20 protein-coding genes are annotated in these 20,978 nt (G+C 36.8%); 15 read left to right on the top strand and 5 right to left on the bottom strand.

Annotated elements, in window-relative coordinates; all coding sequences use genetic code 11:
- The 11 genes from H5115_RS14595 to H5115_RS14545 all read left to right on the top strand — a co-directional run.
- The coding region (locus H5115_RS14595; RefSeq protein WP_182756018.1) for an ACP S-malonyltransferase at positions 1 to 480 on the top strand (480 nt) is incomplete at its 5' end.
- Between the two features lie 11 nt (positions 481 to 491).
- Positions 492 to 1,238 carry a 3-oxoacyl-ACP reductase FabG gene (gene fabG / locus H5115_RS14590; protein ID WP_182756017.1) on the top strand — a complete coding sequence of 249 codons (747 nt, stop codon included), beginning with the start codon at positions 492 to 494 and terminating at the stop codon, positions 1,236 to 1,238.
- Positions 1,239 to 1,488: 250 nt separating this feature from the next.
- A complete protein-coding gene (acpP, locus tag H5115_RS14585) occupies positions 1,489 to 1,725 on the top strand; it encodes an acyl carrier protein (protein WP_002962377.1) in 237 nt (78 codons plus the stop codon).
- Positions 1,726 to 1,941: 216 nt separating this feature from the next.
- A complete protein-coding gene (gene fabF, locus H5115_RS14580; protein ID WP_002962376.1) occupies positions 1,942 to 3,180 on the top strand; it encodes a beta-ketoacyl-ACP synthase II in 1,239 nt (412 codons plus the stop codon).
- 59 nt (positions 3,181 to 3,239) lie between these two features.
- Entirely contained in the window at positions 3,240 to 4,055 is an 816-nt protein-coding gene (pabC, locus tag H5115_RS14575) for an aminodeoxychorismate lyase (protein ID WP_182756015.1), read from the top strand.
- Positions 4,049 to 5,035, top strand: a complete 987-nt coding sequence (gene mltG / locus H5115_RS14570) for an endolytic transglycosylase MltG (protein WP_182756013.1) — start codon at positions 4,049 to 4,051, stop codon at positions 5,033 to 5,035. The genes pabC and mltG overlap by 7 nt, the downstream gene beginning before the upstream one ends.
- A 6-nt stretch (positions 5,036 to 5,041) precedes the next feature.
- Positions 5,042 to 5,668 carry a dTMP kinase gene (gene tmk, locus H5115_RS14565; RefSeq protein WP_002962371.1) on the top strand — a complete coding sequence of 209 codons (627 nt, stop codon included), beginning with the start codon at positions 5,042 to 5,044 and terminating at the stop codon, positions 5,666 to 5,668.
- A 1-nt stretch (position 5,669) separates the two neighbouring features.
- Complete coding sequence (locus H5115_RS14560; protein WP_182756011.1) at positions 5,670 to 6,584, top strand: DNA polymerase III subunit; 915 nt, start codon at positions 5,670 to 5,672, stop codon at positions 6,582 to 6,584.
- An 11-nt stretch (positions 6,585 to 6,595) separates the two neighbouring features.
- Positions 6,596 to 6,922 carry a PilZ domain-containing protein gene (locus H5115_RS14555; protein WP_002962367.1) on the top strand — a complete coding sequence of 109 codons (327 nt, stop codon included), beginning with the start codon at positions 6,596 to 6,598 and terminating at the stop codon, positions 6,920 to 6,922.
- A gap of 115 nt (positions 6,923 to 7,037) precedes the next feature.
- A complete protein-coding gene (locus tag H5115_RS14550; RefSeq protein ID WP_007585741.1) occupies positions 7,038 to 7,817 on the top strand; it encodes a TatD family hydrolase in 780 nt (259 codons plus the stop codon).
- Between the two features lie 4 nt (positions 7,818 to 7,821).
- Complete coding sequence (locus H5115_RS14545; protein WP_182756010.1) at positions 7,822 to 9,681, top strand: alkaline phosphatase D family protein; 1,860 nt, start codon at positions 7,822 to 7,824, stop codon at positions 9,679 to 9,681.
- A 790-nt stretch (positions 9,682 to 10,471) separates the two neighbouring features.
- Here H5115_RS14545 and H5115_RS14540 read toward each other — a convergent pair.
- The 5 genes from H5115_RS14540 to H5115_RS14520 all read right to left on the bottom strand — a co-directional run bounded on the left by H5115_RS14540 (position 10,472) and on the right by H5115_RS14520 (position 16,276).
- Complete coding sequence (locus H5115_RS14540; RefSeq protein WP_182675322.1) at positions 10,472 to 10,843, bottom strand: GxxExxY protein; 372 nt, start codon at positions 10,841 to 10,843, stop codon at positions 10,472 to 10,474.
- Between the two features lie 799 nt (positions 10,844 to 11,642).
- Complete coding sequence (locus H5115_RS14535; RefSeq protein WP_182756008.1) at positions 11,643 to 12,959, bottom strand: O-antigen ligase; 1,317 nt, start codon at positions 12,957 to 12,959, stop codon at positions 11,643 to 11,645.
- A 100-nt stretch (positions 12,960 to 13,059) separates the two neighbouring features.
- Entirely contained in the window at positions 13,060 to 13,569 is a 510-nt protein-coding gene (locus tag H5115_RS14530) for a hypothetical protein (protein WP_182756007.1), read from the bottom strand.
- 21 nt (positions 13,570 to 13,590) lie between these two features.
- Positions 13,591 to 15,594: an EAL domain-containing protein gene (locus H5115_RS14525; RefSeq protein WP_182756004.1), complete on the bottom strand. Its 2,004-nt coding sequence runs from the start codon at positions 15,592 to 15,594 to the stop codon at positions 13,591 to 13,593.
- A complete protein-coding gene (locus H5115_RS14520; protein WP_182756002.1) occupies positions 15,578 to 16,276 on the bottom strand; it encodes a transglutaminase-like cysteine peptidase in 699 nt (232 codons plus the stop codon). Before H5115_RS14520 ends, H5115_RS14525 begins: the two co-directional genes overlap by 17 nt.
- A 295-nt stretch (positions 16,277 to 16,571) precedes the next feature.
- On the opposite strand from H5115_RS14520, the gene galU reads away from it, so the two are divergent.
- From galU to H5115_RS14500, 4 genes are read left to right on the top strand one after another with little or no spacing between them, the layout of a single operon-like run.
- Positions 16,572 to 17,462 carry a UTP--glucose-1-phosphate uridylyltransferase GalU gene (galU, locus tag H5115_RS14515; RefSeq protein WP_182756000.1) on the top strand — a complete coding sequence of 297 codons (891 nt, stop codon included), beginning with the start codon at positions 16,572 to 16,574 and terminating at the stop codon, positions 17,460 to 17,462.
- Positions 17,463 to 17,504: 42 nt separating this feature from the next.
- Entirely contained in the window at positions 17,505 to 18,782 is a 1,278-nt protein-coding gene (locus H5115_RS14510) for a flippase (protein ID WP_182755998.1), read from the top strand.
- A 46-nt stretch (positions 18,783 to 18,828) separates the two neighbouring features.
- Positions 18,829 to 19,743 (top strand): glycosyltransferase family 2 protein, encoded by a 915-nt coding sequence (locus H5115_RS14505; RefSeq protein ID WP_182755996.1) that lies wholly within the window; start codon positions 18,829 to 18,831, stop codon positions 19,741 to 19,743.
- Between the two features lie 12 nt (positions 19,744 to 19,755).
- On the top strand, positions 19,756 to 20,970 hold the full coding sequence (locus H5115_RS14500) for an EpsG family protein (RefSeq protein WP_182755993.1): 1,215 nt from the start codon (positions 19,756 to 19,758) through the stop codon (positions 20,968 to 20,970).
- Positions 20,971 to 20,978: the final 8 nt, after the last annotated feature.

Below are 20,978 nucleotides of genomic sequence, written 5' to 3'. Positions count from 1 at the left end.
GCCTCAGCGCAAGGTGAGGTTGTATCTCCAGTTAACTACAATTCTCCTGGCCAAGTTGTTATTGCAGGGCATAAAGCGGCAGTAGATAGAGCATCACAAGCATGTAAAGATGCTGGTGCTAAACGCGCATTACCACTTTCGGTTAGTGTACCTTCACATTGTGAACTAATGAAGCCAGCAGCTGATAAGCTAGCGGTAGACTTGGCCGCTTTAACATTTAATACACCTAAGTGTGATGTAATTAATAATGTTGATGTAAAAGCTGAATCGACCGCTGATGCAATTAAAGATGCACTAGTACGTCAACTATACAGCCCAGTTCGCTGGACAGAAACAGTACAAGCTTTGGTTGCGCAAGATGTAACGCAAAGCTACGAATTTGGTCCTGGTAAAGTATTAACAGGACTAGCGAAACGAATTGATAAAGCAATGGTTTGTGGCTCAGTAAACGATGCCGCTTCAATCGCTGCAGCTAAATAAGAGTATATAAAATGTCTAATTTATTTTCTTTAGAGGGCAAGGTTGTCCTAATTACTGGCGCTAGCCGTGGTATTGGTAAAGCAATTGCAACAACATTAGTTGCGCAAGGTGCAAAAGTTGCAGGCACTGCAACAAGCGAGTCAGGCGCTGCTAAAATTAGCGAGTACCTAGGTGAAAATGGTAAAGGTTATGCACTAAACGTAACGGATCCTGCATCTATTGAAGCAACACTTGCTGTTATAAAAGCTGATTTTGGCGATGTTGACGTACTTGTTAATAACGCAGGTATCACACGTGACAACCTATTAATGCGTATGAAAGAGACTGAGTGGGACGATATAATCGACACTAACTTAAGCTCGATTTTCCGTTTATCTAAAGCGGTACTTCGTCCAATGATGAAGAAAAAGAAAGGCCGTATTATCAATATTGGCTCTGTAGTGGGCACTATGGGTAATGCAGGACAAGCTAATTATGCAGCGGCTAAAGCAGGCGTCATTGGTTTTTCTAAGTCACTTGCACGCGAAGTGGCATCACGTGGTATTACAGTAAACGTAGTAGCACCTGGTTTTATTCAAACTGATATGACTGATGATTTAACTGATGAGCAAAAAGCAGCAACACTTGCAAATGTTCCAGCAGGGCGTTTAGGTCAACCAGACGAAATTGCAGCTGCGGTATGTTATTTAGCATCTGACGCTGCTGCGTATGTATCAGGTGAAACTTTGCATGTAAATGGCGCGATGTACATGGTTTAATAACCATTGTACCCACATTGTTACTTAATAAAGTTAAGTAAGTTACCTCAAAAACATTGAATTATTTGTGAACTTGCTTTAAACATACTTGAAATCGCTGCGAAAATAAGCGATAAAAGACAAAACACACACTCAGAGGTTTGACCAGACAATTATTTATGGTCAAATCATTGAATCAGAGAATTATGCCGCGTAAACTACGCGGCAATCTGAAAATAACGCATCGGCGTTTTTAATAAAGGAAAGAAGAATGAGCGATATCCAAGAACGCGTAAAGAAAATTATCATTGAACAACTAGGTGTTAAAGAAGAAGAAGTTAAAAATGAATCTTCTTTCGTAGATGACCTAGGTGCAGATTCTCTTGATACTGTTGAACTAGTAATGGCTCTTGAAGAAGAGTTTGATACTGAGATCCCAGATGAAGAAGCTGAGAAGATCACTACAGTACAAACTGCTATCGATTACGTAACAGCACACGCTGAGTAATTAATCGCACGTTAAAGGCAGCATCCGCTGCCTTTAATTTTTTATATCCAAACCACCTCAAAGTTCGTGATTCAAAACTTAAGCCTCAATGCTCAATTTTAGCTAAAAATTAATTTTGATTGTGTTATGCGTTTTTAATCTATTTTGGGACTAGCACTTTGAGGTAGCTTGGGTATGATCATCCCCTTGTAAAATATCCCTTATTGGAGGCAAACCGTGGCTAAACGTCGAGTCGTCGTAACTGGCTTAGGAATGTTGACGCCGCTAGGTAATGATGTTCAATCAACCTGGCAAGGCTTATTAGATGGCAAAAGTGGCATTCAAACAATAACCCACTTTGATACATCAAAATTTGGTACTAAATTCGCTGGTTTAATAAATGACTTTGATGCAACTGCATACATGTCAGCGAAAGATACTAAAAAAATGGACTTGTTTATTCAGTACGGCATTGCAGCGGGTGTTCAAGCCTTTAAAGATTCAGGCCTTGAAATTACTGAGCAAAACGCAACACGTATAGGTGTAGCTGTGGGCTCTGGTATTGGTGGCTTAACGCTTATCGAAGAAAACCACATTAAGTTATTAAATAGTGGCCCGCGCAAGTTATCGCCATTTTATGTGCCGTCTACCATTATTAATATGATCTCAGGTCATTTATCAATGATGCATGGACTTCGTGGTCCAAATATTTCAATTGTAACTGCCTGTACTACTGGTTTGCATAATATTGGCCATGCCGCGCGTATGATTGCCTATGGTGATGCAGATGCAATGGTTGCTGGCGGTGCAGAAAAAGCCTGTACGCCTATTGGTATGGGTGGCTTTAATGCTGCACGTGCACTTTCAACCCGCAATGACGATCCACAAGCGGCTTCTCGCCCTTGGGATAAAGACCGCGATGGCTTTGTGCTTTCTGACGGTGCAGGTGTTGTTGTAGTTGAAGAGTACGAACATGCTAAAGCACGTGGCGCTAAAATTTATGCTGAGCTTGTTGGCTTTGGTATGAGCGGCGATGCGTACCACATGACATCACCACCAGAAGATGGAGCGGGTGCTGCCCTTGCAATGCAAAACGCACTAAATGATGCGCAAGTAAACGCTGAGCAAATTGGTTACATTAACGCACACGGTACATCTACAAATGCAGGCGATAAAGCAGAAACTGCCGCTGTTAAGTCTATTTTTGGTAATGCAGCTAAAGATGTAATGGTAGGCTCGTCTAAATCGATGATGGGTCACTTGTTAGGTGCTGCAGGCTCGGTTGAATCGATTATTTCGATTTTATCACTGACAGATCAAAAAGTGTCGCCAACTATCAACCTTGATAACCCAGATGAAGGGTGTGACTTAGATTATATTGCTCACACTGCACGTGATGCAAAATTAGACTTTGCACTGTGTAACTCGTTCGGTTTTGGTGGTACTAATGGCTCGTTGCTATTTAAAAAGGTATAATCTTTTTTAACAACGAATCAAATTATAAGAGCTCAGTTGTTTAACTGGGCTTTTTTTTTATGCCAAATAAAATGCAAACAATAATAGCAGTAGATCAAAACAGCACTTTAAGTACGCGTGACAGAGGCTTAAATTACGGTGACGGCTTTTTTACAACGGCTAAAGTTGTTAATGGGCAAGTACAGTATTGGGCTCATCATAAAGCGCGTTTGATTGAATGCGCACAGCGTTTGGGTTTTCCTGAGCTAGATTTTAATAGCCTTGAAAATCAAATTACTTTGCATATAAAAGCAGCATCACTCAACGTACTTAAAATACTTGTAACGCGAGGCGAAGGTGGACGTGGTTATGGGCTGCCAAGTGAGTGTAATATTACTATTTTATTGAGCATATTAGATTACCCCAGTAATTACGAAGCGCTTGTTAAAAAGGGTGTAAATCTAGAAATAAGCCCAATTAAATTAGCAGCACAGCCTTATTTAGCAGGTCTTAAAACACTAAACCGGCTTGAGCAAGTACTAGTTAAAAAAGCAATGCAAACGCAAAACTGCGACGATGTGTTAGTGCTTGATTACAATAACAATGTAATTGAAGCTTCTGCAGCTAATATTTTTGCGATTAAAAATAAGTGTGTGTTTACGCCATTGCTTGATGAGTGCGGAATTAAGGGCGTTTATCTGCAATCGTTATGTGATAAATTGCCTGTTGAATTTAAACGCGTGAAAGTAGAAGACTTAACCCAAGCAGACGCCGTATTTGTGTGTAATAGCTTAATGGGAGCAGTACCTGTAAAACGTATTGAGCAACAGGTATTTAATACAGACGAAAGCCACGCATTACTAACTAAATTATTAGCCAAGGAGGCTGAGTGTTAAAAGTTATTTTATCGGTACTTTTTTTAGCTGTCATAACCACTGCTGTTGGTTACCAGCAATTACAAGCAACAATAAATAGCCCGTTAAAGGTAGCAAAAAACACACAATTTGAAGTTAAGCATGGTACTGGCTTTAATAAGTTATGCCAACAATGGCAAGCTAATAACTGGGTGGAAAGTTGTTGGCGTTATCAGGTAATTGCCAAATTAGATCCCACGCTTACCGACTTAAAAGCGGGGCTTTACGAGCTAACACCCGATAGTGTTATTAACAACGTAAAAAAAATTAACCAAGGTCAGCAAATTAGTTTTAGTTTTACCATAATTGAAGGGCAAAACTTACGTGAAGTACTAAGTGCTATTAAAAAAGCTGATAATTTACAAAACGATTTAAAAGCTGACGAACTAAGTACTCAAATACTGGGTAATGACACGCACTTAGAAGGCTGGTTATTCCCCGACACTTACCATTATCATAATAGCGATACTGCAAGCAGTGTATTAAAACGTGCAGCACAAAAAATGCAGAAAACGTTAGATGATGCTTGGCAGCAGCGCGGTGCTAATCTACCCTATAAAACAGCATACGAAGCACTAATAATGGCTTCAATTATTGAAAAAGAAACAGGCCTTGCCAGCGAACGTCCGTTAATTGCATCAGCGTTTGTTAATCGATTAAACACCAATATGCGCCTGCAAACCGATCCAACCGTAATATACGGGCTAGGCGCTGATTTTGATGGTGATATTAAACGTAAAGATTTACGCGATTATACGCCTTACAATACGTATCGCATTAATGGTTTACCGCCAACACCGATTGCAATGCCATCAAAAGCCGCTATTTTAGCTGCAGTTAATCCGCCGCAAAGTGAATATGTTTACTTTGTATCAAAAGGCGATGGTAGCCACCAATTTTCAACCACGTTAAAACAGCATAACGCAGCAGTTAAAACGTATATATTAAATAAAAAGAATTAATAGTTTATGAAACCAAAATTTATAGTAATAGAAGGGCTAGAAGGCGCGGGTAAATCAACCGCTATTTCGCTATGCCAAGACTTTTTAAACAAACAAAAAATAGACTTCATTAATGTCCGCGAACCTGGCGGCACGCCACTGGCTGAATCGCTTCGTACGCTTGTAAAAGCAGAGCACGAAGAAGAAATTGCCTTTGAAACCGAGTTGCTTATTATGTATGCAGCTCGCTCGCAGCTAATGCACAATGTTATTACCCCAGCGCTTGATAAAGGCCAATGGGTACTTGCCGATCGTCATGATTTATCGTCTCAGGCGTATCAAGGTGGTGGGCGTGGTATTAGCTCAAATACATTAGCTTCACTTTCGTCAATGGTGTTAAAAGGCTTAAAGCCAGATTTAACTATTTACCTTGATATTGACCCAGTGATAGGCCTTGAACGTGCAAAAGGGCGTGGCGAGCTTGACCGTATTGAACAAGAAGCCATTGAGTTTTTTCAGCGTACACGTATGCGTTATGTTGAACTTGCTAATGACGACAACACAATTAAAACCGTTGATGCAAACCAAAGTATTGATAAAGTACATCGCGATATTACCAATGTACTGCATTCATTTTTTGAAGGCCTAAAATAATATGCCATTGCCTTGGCTACATGATACTCAAGCACGTTTAGCGAAAAGTTATCGCGCAGAGCGTTTTCATCATGCGCAATTATTTTGTGGGCCTGTTGGCGTAGGTAAGTTTGAGTTAAGTGATGAGCTTGGGAATGCTTTGTTATGCCAAAATATAGCTAAGCAGGTAGCTGCGCAAAACAGTGTGCTAAAACCTTGCGGACAGTGTAAAAGCTGTTTACTTACCATGGCTGGCACTCACCCCGACAAACGCTTAACGCAAGTTGATGGGCAAAGTATAGGTGTAGATGATATTCGTGGTATTAGTGATTTTATGAATCACTCAGCAGCGCAAAATGGCAATAAAGTCGCGATAATCGAAAATTGCGAAAAAATGACCACAGCAGCAGCTAACGCATTATTAAAAACGCTTGAAGAGCCAACTAATAGCCGCTTTTTAATATTAACCACAAGCCAACCACAGCAGCTCCCTGCAACTATTTTAAGTCGATGCGCTAAAAGTGATGTAAAAATAACTAATACAGCACTTGCTCAGCAATGGCTAGAGACATTAGATATTCCTAACTATAGTTGGTTAGCACTTTTTTATAACCAACCGCTGCAAGTAAAGCATTGGCAACAGCAGGACCAGCTGAAAAATATTGATACACTGTATAAGTTTGCAACTGAGTTTAAACAAAGCCATAATTTCAAAGCGTTAGTCGATATAATAAATAAACAGCCTGAACTTGTTCGTATATTTACTTTGTTTTTAAGCGTGCAACTAAAGCAGCAATTACTGCAAGGCATGAGTTTTGACGCTTATCAAAGTGCGCAAAATGCATTAGGCGAGTTTTTACAAAATAACACACAAGTACTTGGCCTTAATTTATCGCTTGCTGTATCACGATTAGCATACACATTGCGAAATTCTTAAAAGGATTAATCATGCAAGAACTACTAGTAGACATAGATGATTTAGACGAGTTATACCGTTGTTATATGCCTTACTTAAAAAAAGGTGGCTTATTTGTACGCACTAATATGCGTTACGAAGCAGGGCATTCATTAGCGCTTAGAGTTACTTTGCCCGATGCCTTAGAAGATGACGTAGTGACAGGTAAAGTGTCGTGGATCACGCCACAAGGTGCACAAAGCTCTAATCCTCCAGGTATTGGTATTAGCTTTTTAGATGATAAAACAAACCTAAACGCTAAAATCGAAAAGCTGCTTGGGACTATGTTAAACTCAGGCGATCAAACATATACCATGTAGTTATAGGGTTGGTTTTTCATTGAGATTAACGCCGCCCTATATTGGGTTCTTTTAATTGCTAAGATAATAAATTAAACGAACAAATTTAAACCCTGAACATAATACAGGCCTTATAGTGATTGTAGATTCTCATTGCCATTTAGACCGTCTTGATTTTGATAAACTAGACTTAAACCTTGACCAAGTTCTTGATAAAGCGCGTGCAAAGCAAATAGAGCACTTTTTATGTGTAAGCGTAACGCTTGATCAATTTCCGAGCATGCTTGATAAAATTAAGCACTACGACGATGTTTCAGCCTCATGTGGTGTACATCCACTTGATCAAAAAGACGCCCTTAATAAACAGCAACTAATCGACCTGGCCTCACACGAAAAAGTCGTTGCTATTGGCGAAACGGGCCTTGATTACTACTATTCAAAAGATACCCACGCAGTGCAACAAGCAAGTTTTGTTGGGCATATTGAAGTGGCTAACGAATTACAAAAACCGTTAATTATTCATACTCGTGATGCCCGCGCCGATACCATTAATTTAATGCGTGAGCACAAGGCCGAAAACTGCGGTGGTGTACTACATTGCTTTACTGAAGATTGGGATATGGCTAAAAAAGCCATAGACATGGGCTTTTATATATCTATTTCGGGCATTGTTACCTTTAAAAATGCTATTGAGCTAAAAGAAGTAGTAAAACAAATACCACTTGATAGATTACTAATAGAAACCGACTCGCCTTATTTAGCACCAGTACCGTATCGTGGGCAAACAAATCAGCCAGCGTACGTAGAAGATGTTGCTTATTACATTAGCGAGCTTAAAGGTATTAGCTTTAATGAACTTGCTAAAGCAACTACAGAAAACTTCTATTCTTTATTTAAATTAGCAGCTAAAGGCTAAATACATGATTACTCACACGGCAAACCTTCCTATTTTACTAATGGGGCCAATGGTGCGCCGTGCAGAGCAAACTGGAGTGTGTATTCAGTTTGCTACCTCCAAATCTGCTAGCTGCCAAATAAACTTATTAAATATTGAGTGTTATAGCGATCAACACACTGTTTCTTTAGGGGAGCATTTATACCTGCATTTCGTTATTATAAAGCCAATAGACAACAAACTCCCTGTCGATAGCTTATTAAGCTATGAACTTGTAATTGACGATACAGCAATCGATTTATCGCCTTGGTGCTATAGCAATCAAACAACGCCTGCATTTGTAATTCCTAATAAACTGAGTGATATTTTGCATGGCTCGTGCCGTAATGCACATCATCCAGCAAAAGACAGCTTAGTGTCTGCAAGTCACTGGCAAAATACTCAGCGCGCTAATAATAATCAAGGCGCACAGTTATTATTACTAAGTGGTGATCAGGTTTATGCCGATGATGTAGCAGGCCCCATGTTATTAGCTATTCATCAGTTAATTAAAGCCTTAGGTATCTATAAAGAGCAACCACTTGCCATTGAGCTACCCGCCGACATAAATGAGCAACTTTATAATCGCCATTTATTTTTACCAAAAACGCCTTGGCAAAAACGCTCAAAGTTAGGTGTTGGCTACTGGCTAAAAAAAGATGAACCTCACTTTTCAAGTGTAAAAGCCTACAATCACCTTGTCCATTTTGAAGAATACATTGCACTTTATTTATTAAATTTTAGTGCTGCTGCTTGGCAATGCGTTGATATACAAAACACAACGTATTTAGGTCAAAGCGAGCAAAACAAAACTATTTTTAACGCTGAAAAAACAGCATTGATTGACTATGCAGAAGGCTTAAGTGAAGTAGAGCGGTTGTTTGCCAATGTATCGACATTAATGATGTTTGACGATCACGATGTAACCGATGACTGGAACCTCACCGCTGGGTGGGAGCAAGCTATAAATGAAAATCCAAGTAGTAAACGGATCATTAATAACGGTTTAATTAGTTATTGGCTTTTTCAGGGAATGGGGAACGATGCACTAAATAAAACAGGCGAGCTACTAACACCTTTTAAGCAAAGCCGTACTGCTAATAATTTATGGCAGTTTAAAGCATTTGATAAACCACTAAACGATTTTAGCTTTTGGCATTATGAGTTAACGACAATACCCAAAGTAGTGGTGCTTGATACGCGCACGCACCGCTGGCGAAATGAGCAAAACTTTAATGAGCCGTCAGGTCTACTTGATTGGGAACGTCTCACAGAGCTTGAAGAAAGCCTATTAAGCCACGACCAAGTTATTATTGTATCACCAGCCCCCGTGTTTGGTGTTAAATCAATAGAAGCCATTCAAGCTATGTTTAACATATGTGGCCAACCGCTCATGGTTGACGTAGAAAACTGGATGGCGCACGAAGGCTCAGCCAAAAAGCTACTCGATACATTTAGACGCACCGACACCCCAAACGAAACCCTTATTTTATCTGGCGATGTACATTACTCATTTTGCTTTTCGGTGCAAAAGCGTTTTGGCGATCATCCCAATCGAATTTGGCAACTTACCGCCAGCGGTATTAAAAACGAGTTCCCGCGTAAATTAATAAACATACTCGATAAACTAGATTCAATTCTATACGGCCCAAAAAGTCCCTTAAACTTTTTTACCAAACGCTGGCACATGGAAGTAGATAAGCACCAAACCATAGGTGAAGGGCAAAAATACTTAGTAAGCGACTCAGCTATTAGTTTAATAACACTAGAGCTAGGGAATTTAGCCCGCTACCAGTTAATACACGGCGATGGCCATTTAACTGAGTTTGATTTAGAAGAACAGTAATTTCTAATCAATTGTTGAATAAATTAAAGATCTATTTGCACAAAGAGAAGCGAAAGAGGAGTAAATGAGAAAACACAATACCAATCAGGGTATAGTTTCTGCTTTATTACTGCCTCTAAAAGCGTAGCGCCTCTTAACCTCTTTGTGAAAAAATCACTAATTACATGCGCTGCTGTTACAGTAAAAACCAGCTAAAGATCTATTTGCACAAAGAGAAGCGAAAGAGGAGTAAATGAGAAGACAGAATGCCAATCAGGATATAGTTTCGGTTTTATTACTTCCTCTAAAAGCGTAGCGCCTCTTAACCTCTTAGTGAAAAAATCACTTATAACGGGTACGATTGTTACGAAAGCCACGCTTAAATTATTTAATCTATTCACCAATAAATCAATTAAAGAGCTATTTGCACAAAGAGAAGCAAAAGAGGAGTAAATGAGAAGACACAATACCAATCAGAATACAGTTTCGGTGTTTATTTCCTTCTCTTAAAGCGCAGCGCCTCATAACCTCTTAGTGAAAAATCACTAATTACAGGCGCTGCTGTTACAAAGCAATGCTTAAAATTATTCAATTTATTTATAAAAATCAGCTAAAGATCTATTTGCACAAAGAGAAGCTAAAGAGGAGTAAATGAGAAGACATAATACTAATAAAAACTGCGTTTGGTGTTTATTTTCTTCTCTAAAAGCGCAGCGCCTCATAACCTCTTTGTGAATAAATCGCTTAAAAATTTAATGTACAGTTACTTATAGCCCTTTGGATAACGACTTAAAACCTAAGTAAATAATTTTTATGCATTAAAGCGCTTTATACCATCGACTAGCTTTAGAACATTGAAGTTTATTAGTAAACCAGTACTTATTTCTGCAAGTTTCATATAAGTTATCAATTGTGCAGAGTGAATTGGAAGAAGCTTATCAACCGCCTTTAGTTCAATTATTAATTTATTAGGTAATAAAATATCTAACCGGTAACCTGTATGTATATATTGATCTTTATAATATATCGGCAGCTCAACTTGGTTTTTAGCAGATAAGCCAATTTTACTTAATTCATATATTAAGCAAGTTTCGTAACTCGATTCTAATAACCCTGGGCCTAAATTCCTGTGTACTTCTATAGCGCAACCTATTACTGTTTTTGTTAATGTATCAGTATCCATAGGTATCCTTTTGCTTAATTTACAAGCATTTAATCAACTAAGAAAGAGTTCTAAAATAAGACTTAAGTGTAGTACAAATAAAATAACAAAATTGAATACTTGTAGGCTATATGAAGCAATCTATTAAGTTGTCACTCGTTTGTTGAGCTATTTACTAATAAAATCAATTAAAGAACTATTGCACACAGAGAAGCGAAAGAGGAGTAAATGAGAAGACACAATGCCAATCAGAATACAGTTTCGGTGTTTATTTTCTTCTCTAAAAGCGTAGCGTCTCTTAGCCTCTTTGTGAAAAAATCACTTATAACGGGTACGATTGTTACGAAAGCCACGCTTAAATTATTTAGTCTATTCACCAATAAATCAATTAAAGATCTATTTTCACAAAGAGAAGCGAAAGAGGTGTAAATGAGAAAACAGAATGCCAATCAGGGTATAGTTTCTGCTTTATTACTACCTCTAAAAGCGTAGCGCCTCTTAACCTCTTAGTGAAAAATCACTAATTACATGCGCTGCTGTTACAGTAAAAACCAGCTAAAGATCTATTTGCACAAAGAGAAATGAAAGAGAAGTAAATGAGAAAACAGAATGCCAATCAGGGTATAGTTTCTGCTTTATTACTTCCTCTAAAAGCGCAGCGCCTCTTAACCTCTTAGTGCATAAATTACTTATTAAAGGCTTTGCTTGTCACGCTAATAAGTTAACCGTAAATTTAACCTTGGCGGTAGACGCTGAAATTGCTCGCGTGAGAAGCGCAGCTTCTAACCACTCTATATTAGGTAATTACTTGGCTTTGTATTTAACCATGCTCTTTACGACTTCGTTTAGACGCAGGTAATTTACTACTTAATATCGCCAAGCATAGAATAGTCATAAACAACATAGAGTTTGCACCCGCTTGTAAAGAGTAATCTACCAACGAATGCAGCAGCATATCTATAATTGCAATGGCACAGCCAAAAGCAACGCCCTGAAACAACGCTGTTTTACGCTTTCTCATAGCTGCTATACATAACCATAAACAATAAAGTATAAGTGAGCCCAGTGCGGCTGTAGTGGGTATACCAAGCTCTACTGCAAACTGCACGTAATCGTTATGGGCGTTATCGTAGTAACCTGAATAAGGCTCAGACTGATACGCCGGAAACGCAGTATAAAATGTACCACCACCAGAGCCCAACAAAGGCTTATCTAAAATGAGGGGTATTGAATCACGTACAACTTCGTCTCGGGTTTCTGATGAAATACTGGTTTCGCTTATACGCTGTTTAACTTTTTCTACATCAAATATAGCGCCGATAATAATTAAATCGATTATAAAAAAACTAACGATAAGTAGTTTAAACGCTTTAGGTTTTTGCCTGTAAATAAAAAATGCGAGTAAGCTAACAACCATTAATGCAATAAAAAATGCAGAGTTACCCATACGGCTACGGGTTAAAATTAACGCAACAATAATAATAATTAACGAAATACGTAAAATTATTTTTGAGCTTAAAAGTATTTCAGTCCACGCCCGAAGCGTTTGTTTTAATGTTTGTTTGTAATCGCTAGTAGAGCGCTTTAATTCGCTAACTAAAACACCAATGCCCAAACATAAACATAAAGCTAAAAAATTTGCTAAAAAGTTTGAGTAGGTAAAGGTACCAATAGCACGGTCGGTATGTTTATAACCAAATAGTGGGCTAATTATATCTGGCGACAAATTTAAATAAGTAGCGTATAAAGCCTGAAACACGCCAGCACTTATAATTGCATATATTAAATTTTTAATACGCTTTTCGCTATTGCAATAAATAAATACAAGCCAACAAAACAAAATCATAAAACTTGTTTTAATTAGCATTTGTTTAGTCTGAAACGGGTCAACGCTTACGGTAAACATTTGTACTGCGCATACGCCCGCAACTATACCGAGTACAGTAAATAAGGGCCAAGAATATAAAGGTGGGTATAAAGGGTGCTTGTTATTAATACTGCTGTAAACTAAATGGGTGAAAAAGGTAGCACTAATTAATATCCCCATTGCTAAAATTGCCCAAGGGCGGTAACTACCTAATGGTAAGGGCAGCAAAAATAAAGTTGCACAGAGTAAAAAAAATATAAAACGATTCACAGGGTTCTCTAAACTAAGAGCCTAAAAGAAGGGCTAAAAAAATAAGCCATATAAAGTAAAACGCAGCCAAAAGGCTGCGTTTTTATTATTTTATTAACGGTTAGTTACCGACTTCAGATATACCTGCATCGCCACCTGTGCCGCCTGCACCTTGCGGTACTGCAGTTGTTGGTAAAGTAACAATTACCGGAGCAGAAGGAGCTGGTGCGCCACCTGGGCCAGCTGCTGTTGCTTCAGAGGCAACAGTGGCATCAACGCCAGCTGTAATAGCAGCAAGTGTAACAGTATCGCTGTCAACGCCAGCAGCTACAAGAGCAGCTAAAAAATCAGTAATAAGTGGGCTATCGGCACCCACAGCATCAACAACTACATCCATCATAGAATCAACTTGAGCAGCAGTACAATTTGTACAAACGCCGTTAATAGCTGCTACTAAATCTGCCTTTAGCTGATCTGGAGCTGTTTCTGTGGTTGCGCTATTTAAAACGTTGACTAAATTAGTCATGCCTTCAGTTTGTACTACTGCATCAGTATCCGTTTGTGCATAACTTGGTAAAACTGTAAGTGAAGATGCACCTGCTATTAAGCCGGCTAATATGAATGATTTCATCTCTTGTCCCTTGGTAGAGTATTAATTACAAAATTTTAGCGCATCGGTGCAAAAAGTAAACTCTTTATTTACGCCATTATCACTAGTTTTTATTATTTTGGTTGGCGGCATTATTAAATTACCCTGCACGCCATCGCAACCTAAACTTTCAAGTACCTTTAAAGTTTCAGGTTTTTCAATCAAACAAGCTAAAACTTTAATACCAAAGCCATGACAAATATTATTAACTGTTTGAATAAAAAATTGGCTTTGAGTGTTATCTAATAAGTCTTGAATATAGCTACCATCTATTTTTATATATTCAATGTCTAACCCTTGTAAGTATCTAAACGAGGTTAAACTAGTACCAAAGTGTTCAATACACACATTTATGCCAATATCTTTTATTGTATCTATATGTAAAGAGGCAACATGTACGTTGTAAAGTAAGCTAATTTCATGCAATTCAAAAATCAAGTTTGTTTTAATAATTGGTTTAGTGTGTGCATAAAGAGTAAGCCATTCAATAAAGTCAGTTGAATACAACGAAGCCTTACTAATATTTAACGCAAATGTATCGTCTGGGTGTTGCTCTTTAACGTTTACAAAGTTACGAATTATTTTTTTGTCTAACTCTTCGGTTAAGTTAAGCTTTTCGGCCATAGCAAATAAATGGCCATTATTAACCTTTTCGCCTTCATGCGTAAAATGAGCAAACACCTCAAAGTAGCACTGCTTGTTTTGTGAGTTAGTGCGTTTAACTGGCTGCACCGAAAAACTAACTTCACCAGTAGCAATAATTGACTGAATAAGCGAACGCCACTCTTTAACACTAAATAAAGTATCTTTATCTACTTTATTTACAGCCGAATCGCCAATGGTGCAGCCGGTATCAAGGGCTGAAAGTACACCCCCGATAGATGAGCCTTTATCAACATTTACTAATGCTAAGTTAGCAAAACCATTCACGTGTAAGCTGTTTTTCTTTTTACTAAAAGCATCATTTATATCGAGGCGTGTTCTATTTAAAAATTGTATATCGAATGGGACTAAAGCAATAAAAGTACTACCGTTAAGTCTAAATATTTTAGAATTAGTTAAAGCACCAAACACATTTTGCAAAGTAACGCTTACATCATGTACGTGCTCATCACCATCTTGGTAACTTACAGTTTGGTTAATATTAGCAAGTGAGGGGAGAGTGACCATCATTGCAGTGATTGGAGTATCGCTAGTAATGGTGTCAACCACTGAGTTAAAGTGGTTCTCAAACGAACGGCGGTTACCTAGCCCTGTGAGTGAGTCTACATATACTTCATCGGTAAGTGCTTGTGTTTGCTTTGTTAAAGAGTCAAAGGTGCTTTGCAAGTTCATTACCATATTGTTAATGGCTTTAGTTACTGTACGTAGCTCGCGTGCAACTGGTATTTCATCGTTTAATGTAAAGCGTTTACGCGTAACCAAGTGTGCTTGGTTTTCTACTGCTTTTAAAGGTTTAAACACTGCACGTAGTATTAAATATGCTACTGCAAGCGACGCTACCAATAATAATAAAGAACCATAAAAGCTGCGTTTAGTATGTTCCCATAGCGTTAAATACGATTGCCCAACATGGCTTGTTACTTTAAGCACTCCAGCCATAATCCAGCCATTGTTTAATTCTGATTGCATAGTAGGGGCTTTAAGCTTTACTGCTGTAATAAACCAATTAGGTACAGATTCAACGCGTTTTGGGCTTGTTAGGTCAAAAACTATTTTATTATCGGCGTTGGTAAATTTTATTTGTTTGTAATAACCGGAGTCGAAAATAGCGGTCGCCATGGTTTGGGCAATCATTAAGCTATCTTCTTCAAGGTAGGGCGATATTGAAAGCCCTAAGCTTGTTGCTGTATCTTGCGCGTGGCTACCCATTTGTGTTTGTAAGTAATCGCGGGTGGTTTCAACATCCGTAACTATCCTAACCACAAATGAAACAACCGAAATAACGATTATTAAACCGTAAACTTGGGTTTTAAGACTCAATCCGTTTTTAAAAAGTCGAGACATAACTGGTAGTTCCTTTAATGTTACTTTTAATGGGAGCAAGCTCACCTTGTTCAATTCGCTCTAACATGGTGTTCCAGGCAGAAACACCACGGCTATTTTTTACTTTATTACCTAACCCTTTTGATTTTGCTAACCATAAACCTTGGCCATTAAAACTATAGATAGGTGTTAAATCACGGCGTTTATTAGCGGGCAGCAGTTTAGTATTAAAATTACCTAAAACAAAGGGGATTTGATTAGGAGTTTCAATATATATAAGCACCATGTGAGGTTGATTAACTGTTTTTTGACGTACATACATTAAACGTATTTTATCTTCGGGTACGCCAAGTGCTATTAGTGTAAAGTATTTGGCAATTACGTAGTCTTCACAATCACCCATACCAACGCCTAAACTCTCAAGTGGAGTAGCCCAATAATCTTTTTGGTGCCAAAGCTCATCATCGGTTTTGTATTTAATGTGCTTATTAAAAAAGTCATTCACTAAATGGATTTTTTGCCATTCACTTTTATCAGCTGACTCATCTATAAAACTTAGCCAATTTTTAATACGTTTATACCCTTCATCACCATACTGTTTTTGAGCGCGCGCAATTATATCGCTATTGCGTAAATACAAAAGCGTATTTTGTGCGCATACAAAAAAAGACACTAATAATAAAATGTAAAACCCTAAACGCACAAATGTTCCTTAAGTCTGTGTTCCCTAATAACTAAACAAGCCTAGTATAGTATTGGTAGTTTTAAAAGGATGGGTAATCAAAAAGTACCAGTCACTAAAGTGGTGCAATACAGCTTACTTTTGGTGCAACATAAAATTAACAAAAAAACAATCAAAAAGTACTCTTTAATTATTGAGTGCATTATTGTGTTGTGTATAATAGCAAGCTCACACGGCATGTGAAGCGCTTAAAAAGGGATTTTAGCTTAGTAATTCCTTTTTTTGTTGTTTAACAAAAATAATGAAAGGAATTAAAGTGAAAGTTTTAAAAGCAGTATTACCTGTAGCTGGTCTTGGTACGCGTATGTTACCAGCCACAAAAGCCATCCCTAAAGAAATGCTTCCTCTGGTAGATAAACCTTTAATTCAATACGTAGTTAACGAAGCTGTAGCAGCTGGTATTAAAGAAATTGTGCTTGTTACACATGCTTCAAAAAACTCAATTGAAAACCATTTTGATACAAGCTTTGAGCTAGAAGCCACACTAGAAGCACGTGTAAAGCGTAGCCTGCTAGAAGAGGTTCGCTCAATAGTGCCAAAAGATGTAACCGTAATTTCGGTTCGCCAATCAGCACCACTTGGCTTAGGCCATGCTGTTTTAGCAGCGCGCCCAATTGTTGGTAATAACCCATTTGCAGTAATGCTACCCGACGTAATTATTGATAAATACAAATCAAATTCAAAAACCGACAACTTAAGCCAAATGATCGACCGATTCGACAAAACGGGCTACAACCAAGTAATGGTAGAGCCCGTACCGCAAGAGCAAGTGCATCAGTATGGTGTAGTTGATATAGCTGGTAAAAAAATAAATGCAGGCGAAAATGCTGCAATTAAAAACATGGTCGAAAAACCAAATAACGATGAGGCCCCAAGTAACTTAGCCATTACAGGGCGTTATGTTGTATCTACAGCAATTTGGGATTTACTAGAATACACCCCTCCTGGAGCTGGCGGTGAAATACAACTTACTGATGCCTTATTACAATTGCGCCACCTAGAAACGCTTGAAGCCTACCACCTAAAAGGGAAGTCGCATGATTGTGGTTCTAAATTAGGTTATATGCTTGCCAATGTAGAATATGCAATGCGATCAAGTCATATGGGTGAAGAATTTAGTCGGGAAGTTAAGGCTTTATTATCTTAATTCATCAGCCAAGTATTTATTTAAGTTAGTTGCAGGTTAATATTGAAAAATTCATCTACTATTGGAAAAAAGTTTTTAAGTACTGCTTCGCTACAAATAGTCAGTAGAGGGTTGTCTGTGCTTGCGGGACTTATATTAGCACGTTATTTAGGCCCTGAAGAATATGGTCTATATACATATATTTTATCTATTATAGCTATCGTTACTATTCCAGTAATTGCTGGTCTACCACAGCTCTTAATAAGAGAGGTAGCACACATAGAAGTAGAAGAAAATTGGGCTGATTTAAAGGGATTATTTAGGTGGTCTTCAGGCTTTGTAGTTTTGATTTCATCACTTATGATGTTGGCTGTTTTGCTTGCACTATTATTTGAGCTTGTTACGGAAACTACGGCTCATTTACTTTGGTTTGCTATGTTATTAATTCCTATAAAAAGCTTTTCATCGAAGCAAGGAGCTATATTAAATGGTTTGAGTAAACCTATACTAGGACTACTTCCTGAATTTATATTAATGCCTTTCATGGCTATATTTATTTATACATTTTTTATTCTTTTTAATACAGCTTTTACAGCGTTGCTATTGATTAAAGTGCAAATTTTTACATCAGTATTAACGATGTTGCTGGGGCTATATTTAATTCATAAAAATACGCCAAGGGAAATTTTTAAAGTTGAACCTAATTATAGTTTTAAAAAGTGGAATCGCGCATTACTTCCCTTCTCTCTAATGTTTTTTATTAGCACTATGAATTCTGAACTGGCTAATGTGGTATTGGGATATTTTAAGGAAAAGGAAACAGTTGGTTTTTTTAAAGTGGCTCTTCAGGGGATTACATTAGTTACATTGGGCATGACCGCTGTGAATAGTATATTAGGACCTAAAATAGCAAAAAGCTACCGGAAAAATAATATTGCTGAGGCTCAAGAGTTACTAAAAAAATCTGTACGACTTAATGTTTGCTTTTCTATTCCTATTGCGTTGTTATTAATTGTTTTTGGTGAATGGTTGATAACGATCTTTTTTGGGGAAAGCTTTAAGCCGGCCTATCAAATATTATGCATCTTATGTGTAGGGCAAATAATAAATATTTTTCTGGGGTCTGTAGGTTTGGTGTTAAATATGACAGGTAATGAAAGAAATTCATTAAAATCATTGTTTATAACATTAGTAATTAACATGATACTGCTTTTTACATTAGTCCCTATTTATGGCTCTGTTGGAGCTGCACTTTCCGTTTCTATTAGTTTAGTTATTTGGAATTTGTTAATGAGTTTTGAAGTTCACAAATTAACAAAACTTAAGACTTGGCTTACATAGCTTTATATATAAAAAGTTTTTAATGACTAGTTTAAAGAGGTATAAAGTGATTGAATTATCGATAATTATTCCAACTTACGGTAGGGCTAATAAAATTAAAATTGCGATTGATAGTGCAATTATTGATTGTGATTTTGAAGTTATTGTTGTTGACGATAATGGAATAGGCAGTAAGCAGCAAATCGAAACACAAAAAGCTTTAGAGGGGTATATTAAAGCAGGTTTAATTAAGTACCTTCCGCTTAAAGATAACTCCGGTGCTTCACTTGCTAGGAATGTCGGAATAGAAGAAGCAAGTGGTAGATATATTACTTTTCTTGATGATGATGATTATTTTTTACCGGGTGAACTAATTGCAAAATTAAATTACTTTAAAAAAGAACGACCTAACTTTGATATATGTGGTAGTGATATGAAAGTAAAGGAAAAAAATGTTTTTATTGAAACCGGTGAAGAAAAATTTATAGGTGAGAATGCAAAAGAATTTTTATTACATGGGAGCTCATATACTTCCATGATAATGATAAAAAAGTCGTCTATTCAAAAAATTGGTGGCTTCTTAATAACCCCTTACTTACAAGATCATACTCTAATGTTAAATGCATACATCAATGATCTAAAAGTATGTGTTTATAACAGGGCCACTTTTGTTCATACAATACATGAAGGAGGCACGATAACTAATGGCACTCGCCCTATAAGAGGGGTTGAACTGAGGTGTGAATTAGAAAGAAAGCTGAGTGGTAAGTTGGTCTTAGATAAAAAAGATGTTAGAGATTTGTATTATCGCTGGAATACGATCGAGTTTTATAGAAAGTGGCTTGAGTCTGGAAGAAGTTTGTCTTTATTAAAGTTTTTGTTAACAAAGATTTTTTTCTATTCAAATTCTAAAATTGATTATGTTGATTCATTTAAGCTTTTAATAAAGTTTTTAATAAAATACCAGTATTATAGTAAGTAAGAAGAAAATATTTTGAAAAGTATTATTTTTAAAAAAGAATCATTGTTTATCTTCTTTGCTTTTTTTGTTGCAATTATTCTTCCATTCTACATCGGTTTTTTGAGTGTATTTGCTTATGTAATTAGTAAGAAAAAAGAATGGATACACGTATTTTATATTAGTTTTTTACTATTGTTTTGTAATATGAACCTTCACAAAGAAGTGTGGGCATTTGGTGATTTTTTGGGAGTCGGAAATGATCTAGGTTGGTACTCGACGCAGTGGTTCTCATTTAATAATTATGAATATGGGTTTTCAAGTATATTCAACGAAGATTATTTGATTTTTATAAATGATGGTTTTTTGGTTCAGCCTAAGATTACTGAGCCTGTTTATCACAGCTTCTCATATTTTTTTTCAAAACTAACAGATGGTAATTTTACTTTTTACACCTATTTTTTGACCTTTTTCATATATTTGCCTGCTTGTATCGTGATATACAGAGTGTTGAGCATCTCGCGTGCGAGTGAGGTTTTGATCGCATTGACGTTAGTTTTTTTTATTTTCTACTCAATGAAGTTTACAAACATGTTTAATATGATAAGGCATTATTGTTCAGGTTCTTTTCTAATATTAACTTTATTTTTTTTGTATAATAAACAACTTCGTTGGGCTTTTATTTTTGGGGTTGTTGCTTGCTTAACACACAATGCAGCTGTTATTGTTTGCGCTATATATTTTGTAGTTTTTAATATTGAAAGGTTGCCACTTAGAAATGAAAAAATTAAAATTATATACATTTTTTTAGCATCATCAGTTGTTTCTCTATTATATATATCTGTGTATTTTGCAACCTTTACGAATTATGAGGAGTTAGATGACAGAGGGTCTGGTTTATTATTCAAATTTTTAGATGTAATCATAATAATCTTATCTTTTTTTTGTTATAAATATAGAAGCAAGTCTTATCTAGATAATTTATGGCCGTATTATATAGGTATGATTGTTTTAATATCATTTATGCATCTAACTAGCTTTTTACAACTTCGGTATTATGCATATTTTGATTACTTTAGATGGATAGGTGTAGTCTATATTTTTTCTTTTATACTCAGGTATACTAAGTTGAAGTTACTCCTATTTTCAGTTTCATTTTTATTTTTTGTTTCATTTTTATGGGTAAGAATATATATATCTGATTTTGACTTTGATGGTCTTTTTCATAATTATTTTATCATAAAAATTTAATTTTTTAT

The organism is Pseudoalteromonas sp. SR44-2 (assembly GCF_014163745.1).
Lineage (GTDB): Bacteria > Pseudomonadota > Gammaproteobacteria > Enterobacterales > Alteromonadaceae > Pseudoalteromonas > Pseudoalteromonas distincta.
Note: the sequence above shows the minus strand (reverse complement) of the source record. Positions and strands in the feature narration are given on the sequence as shown.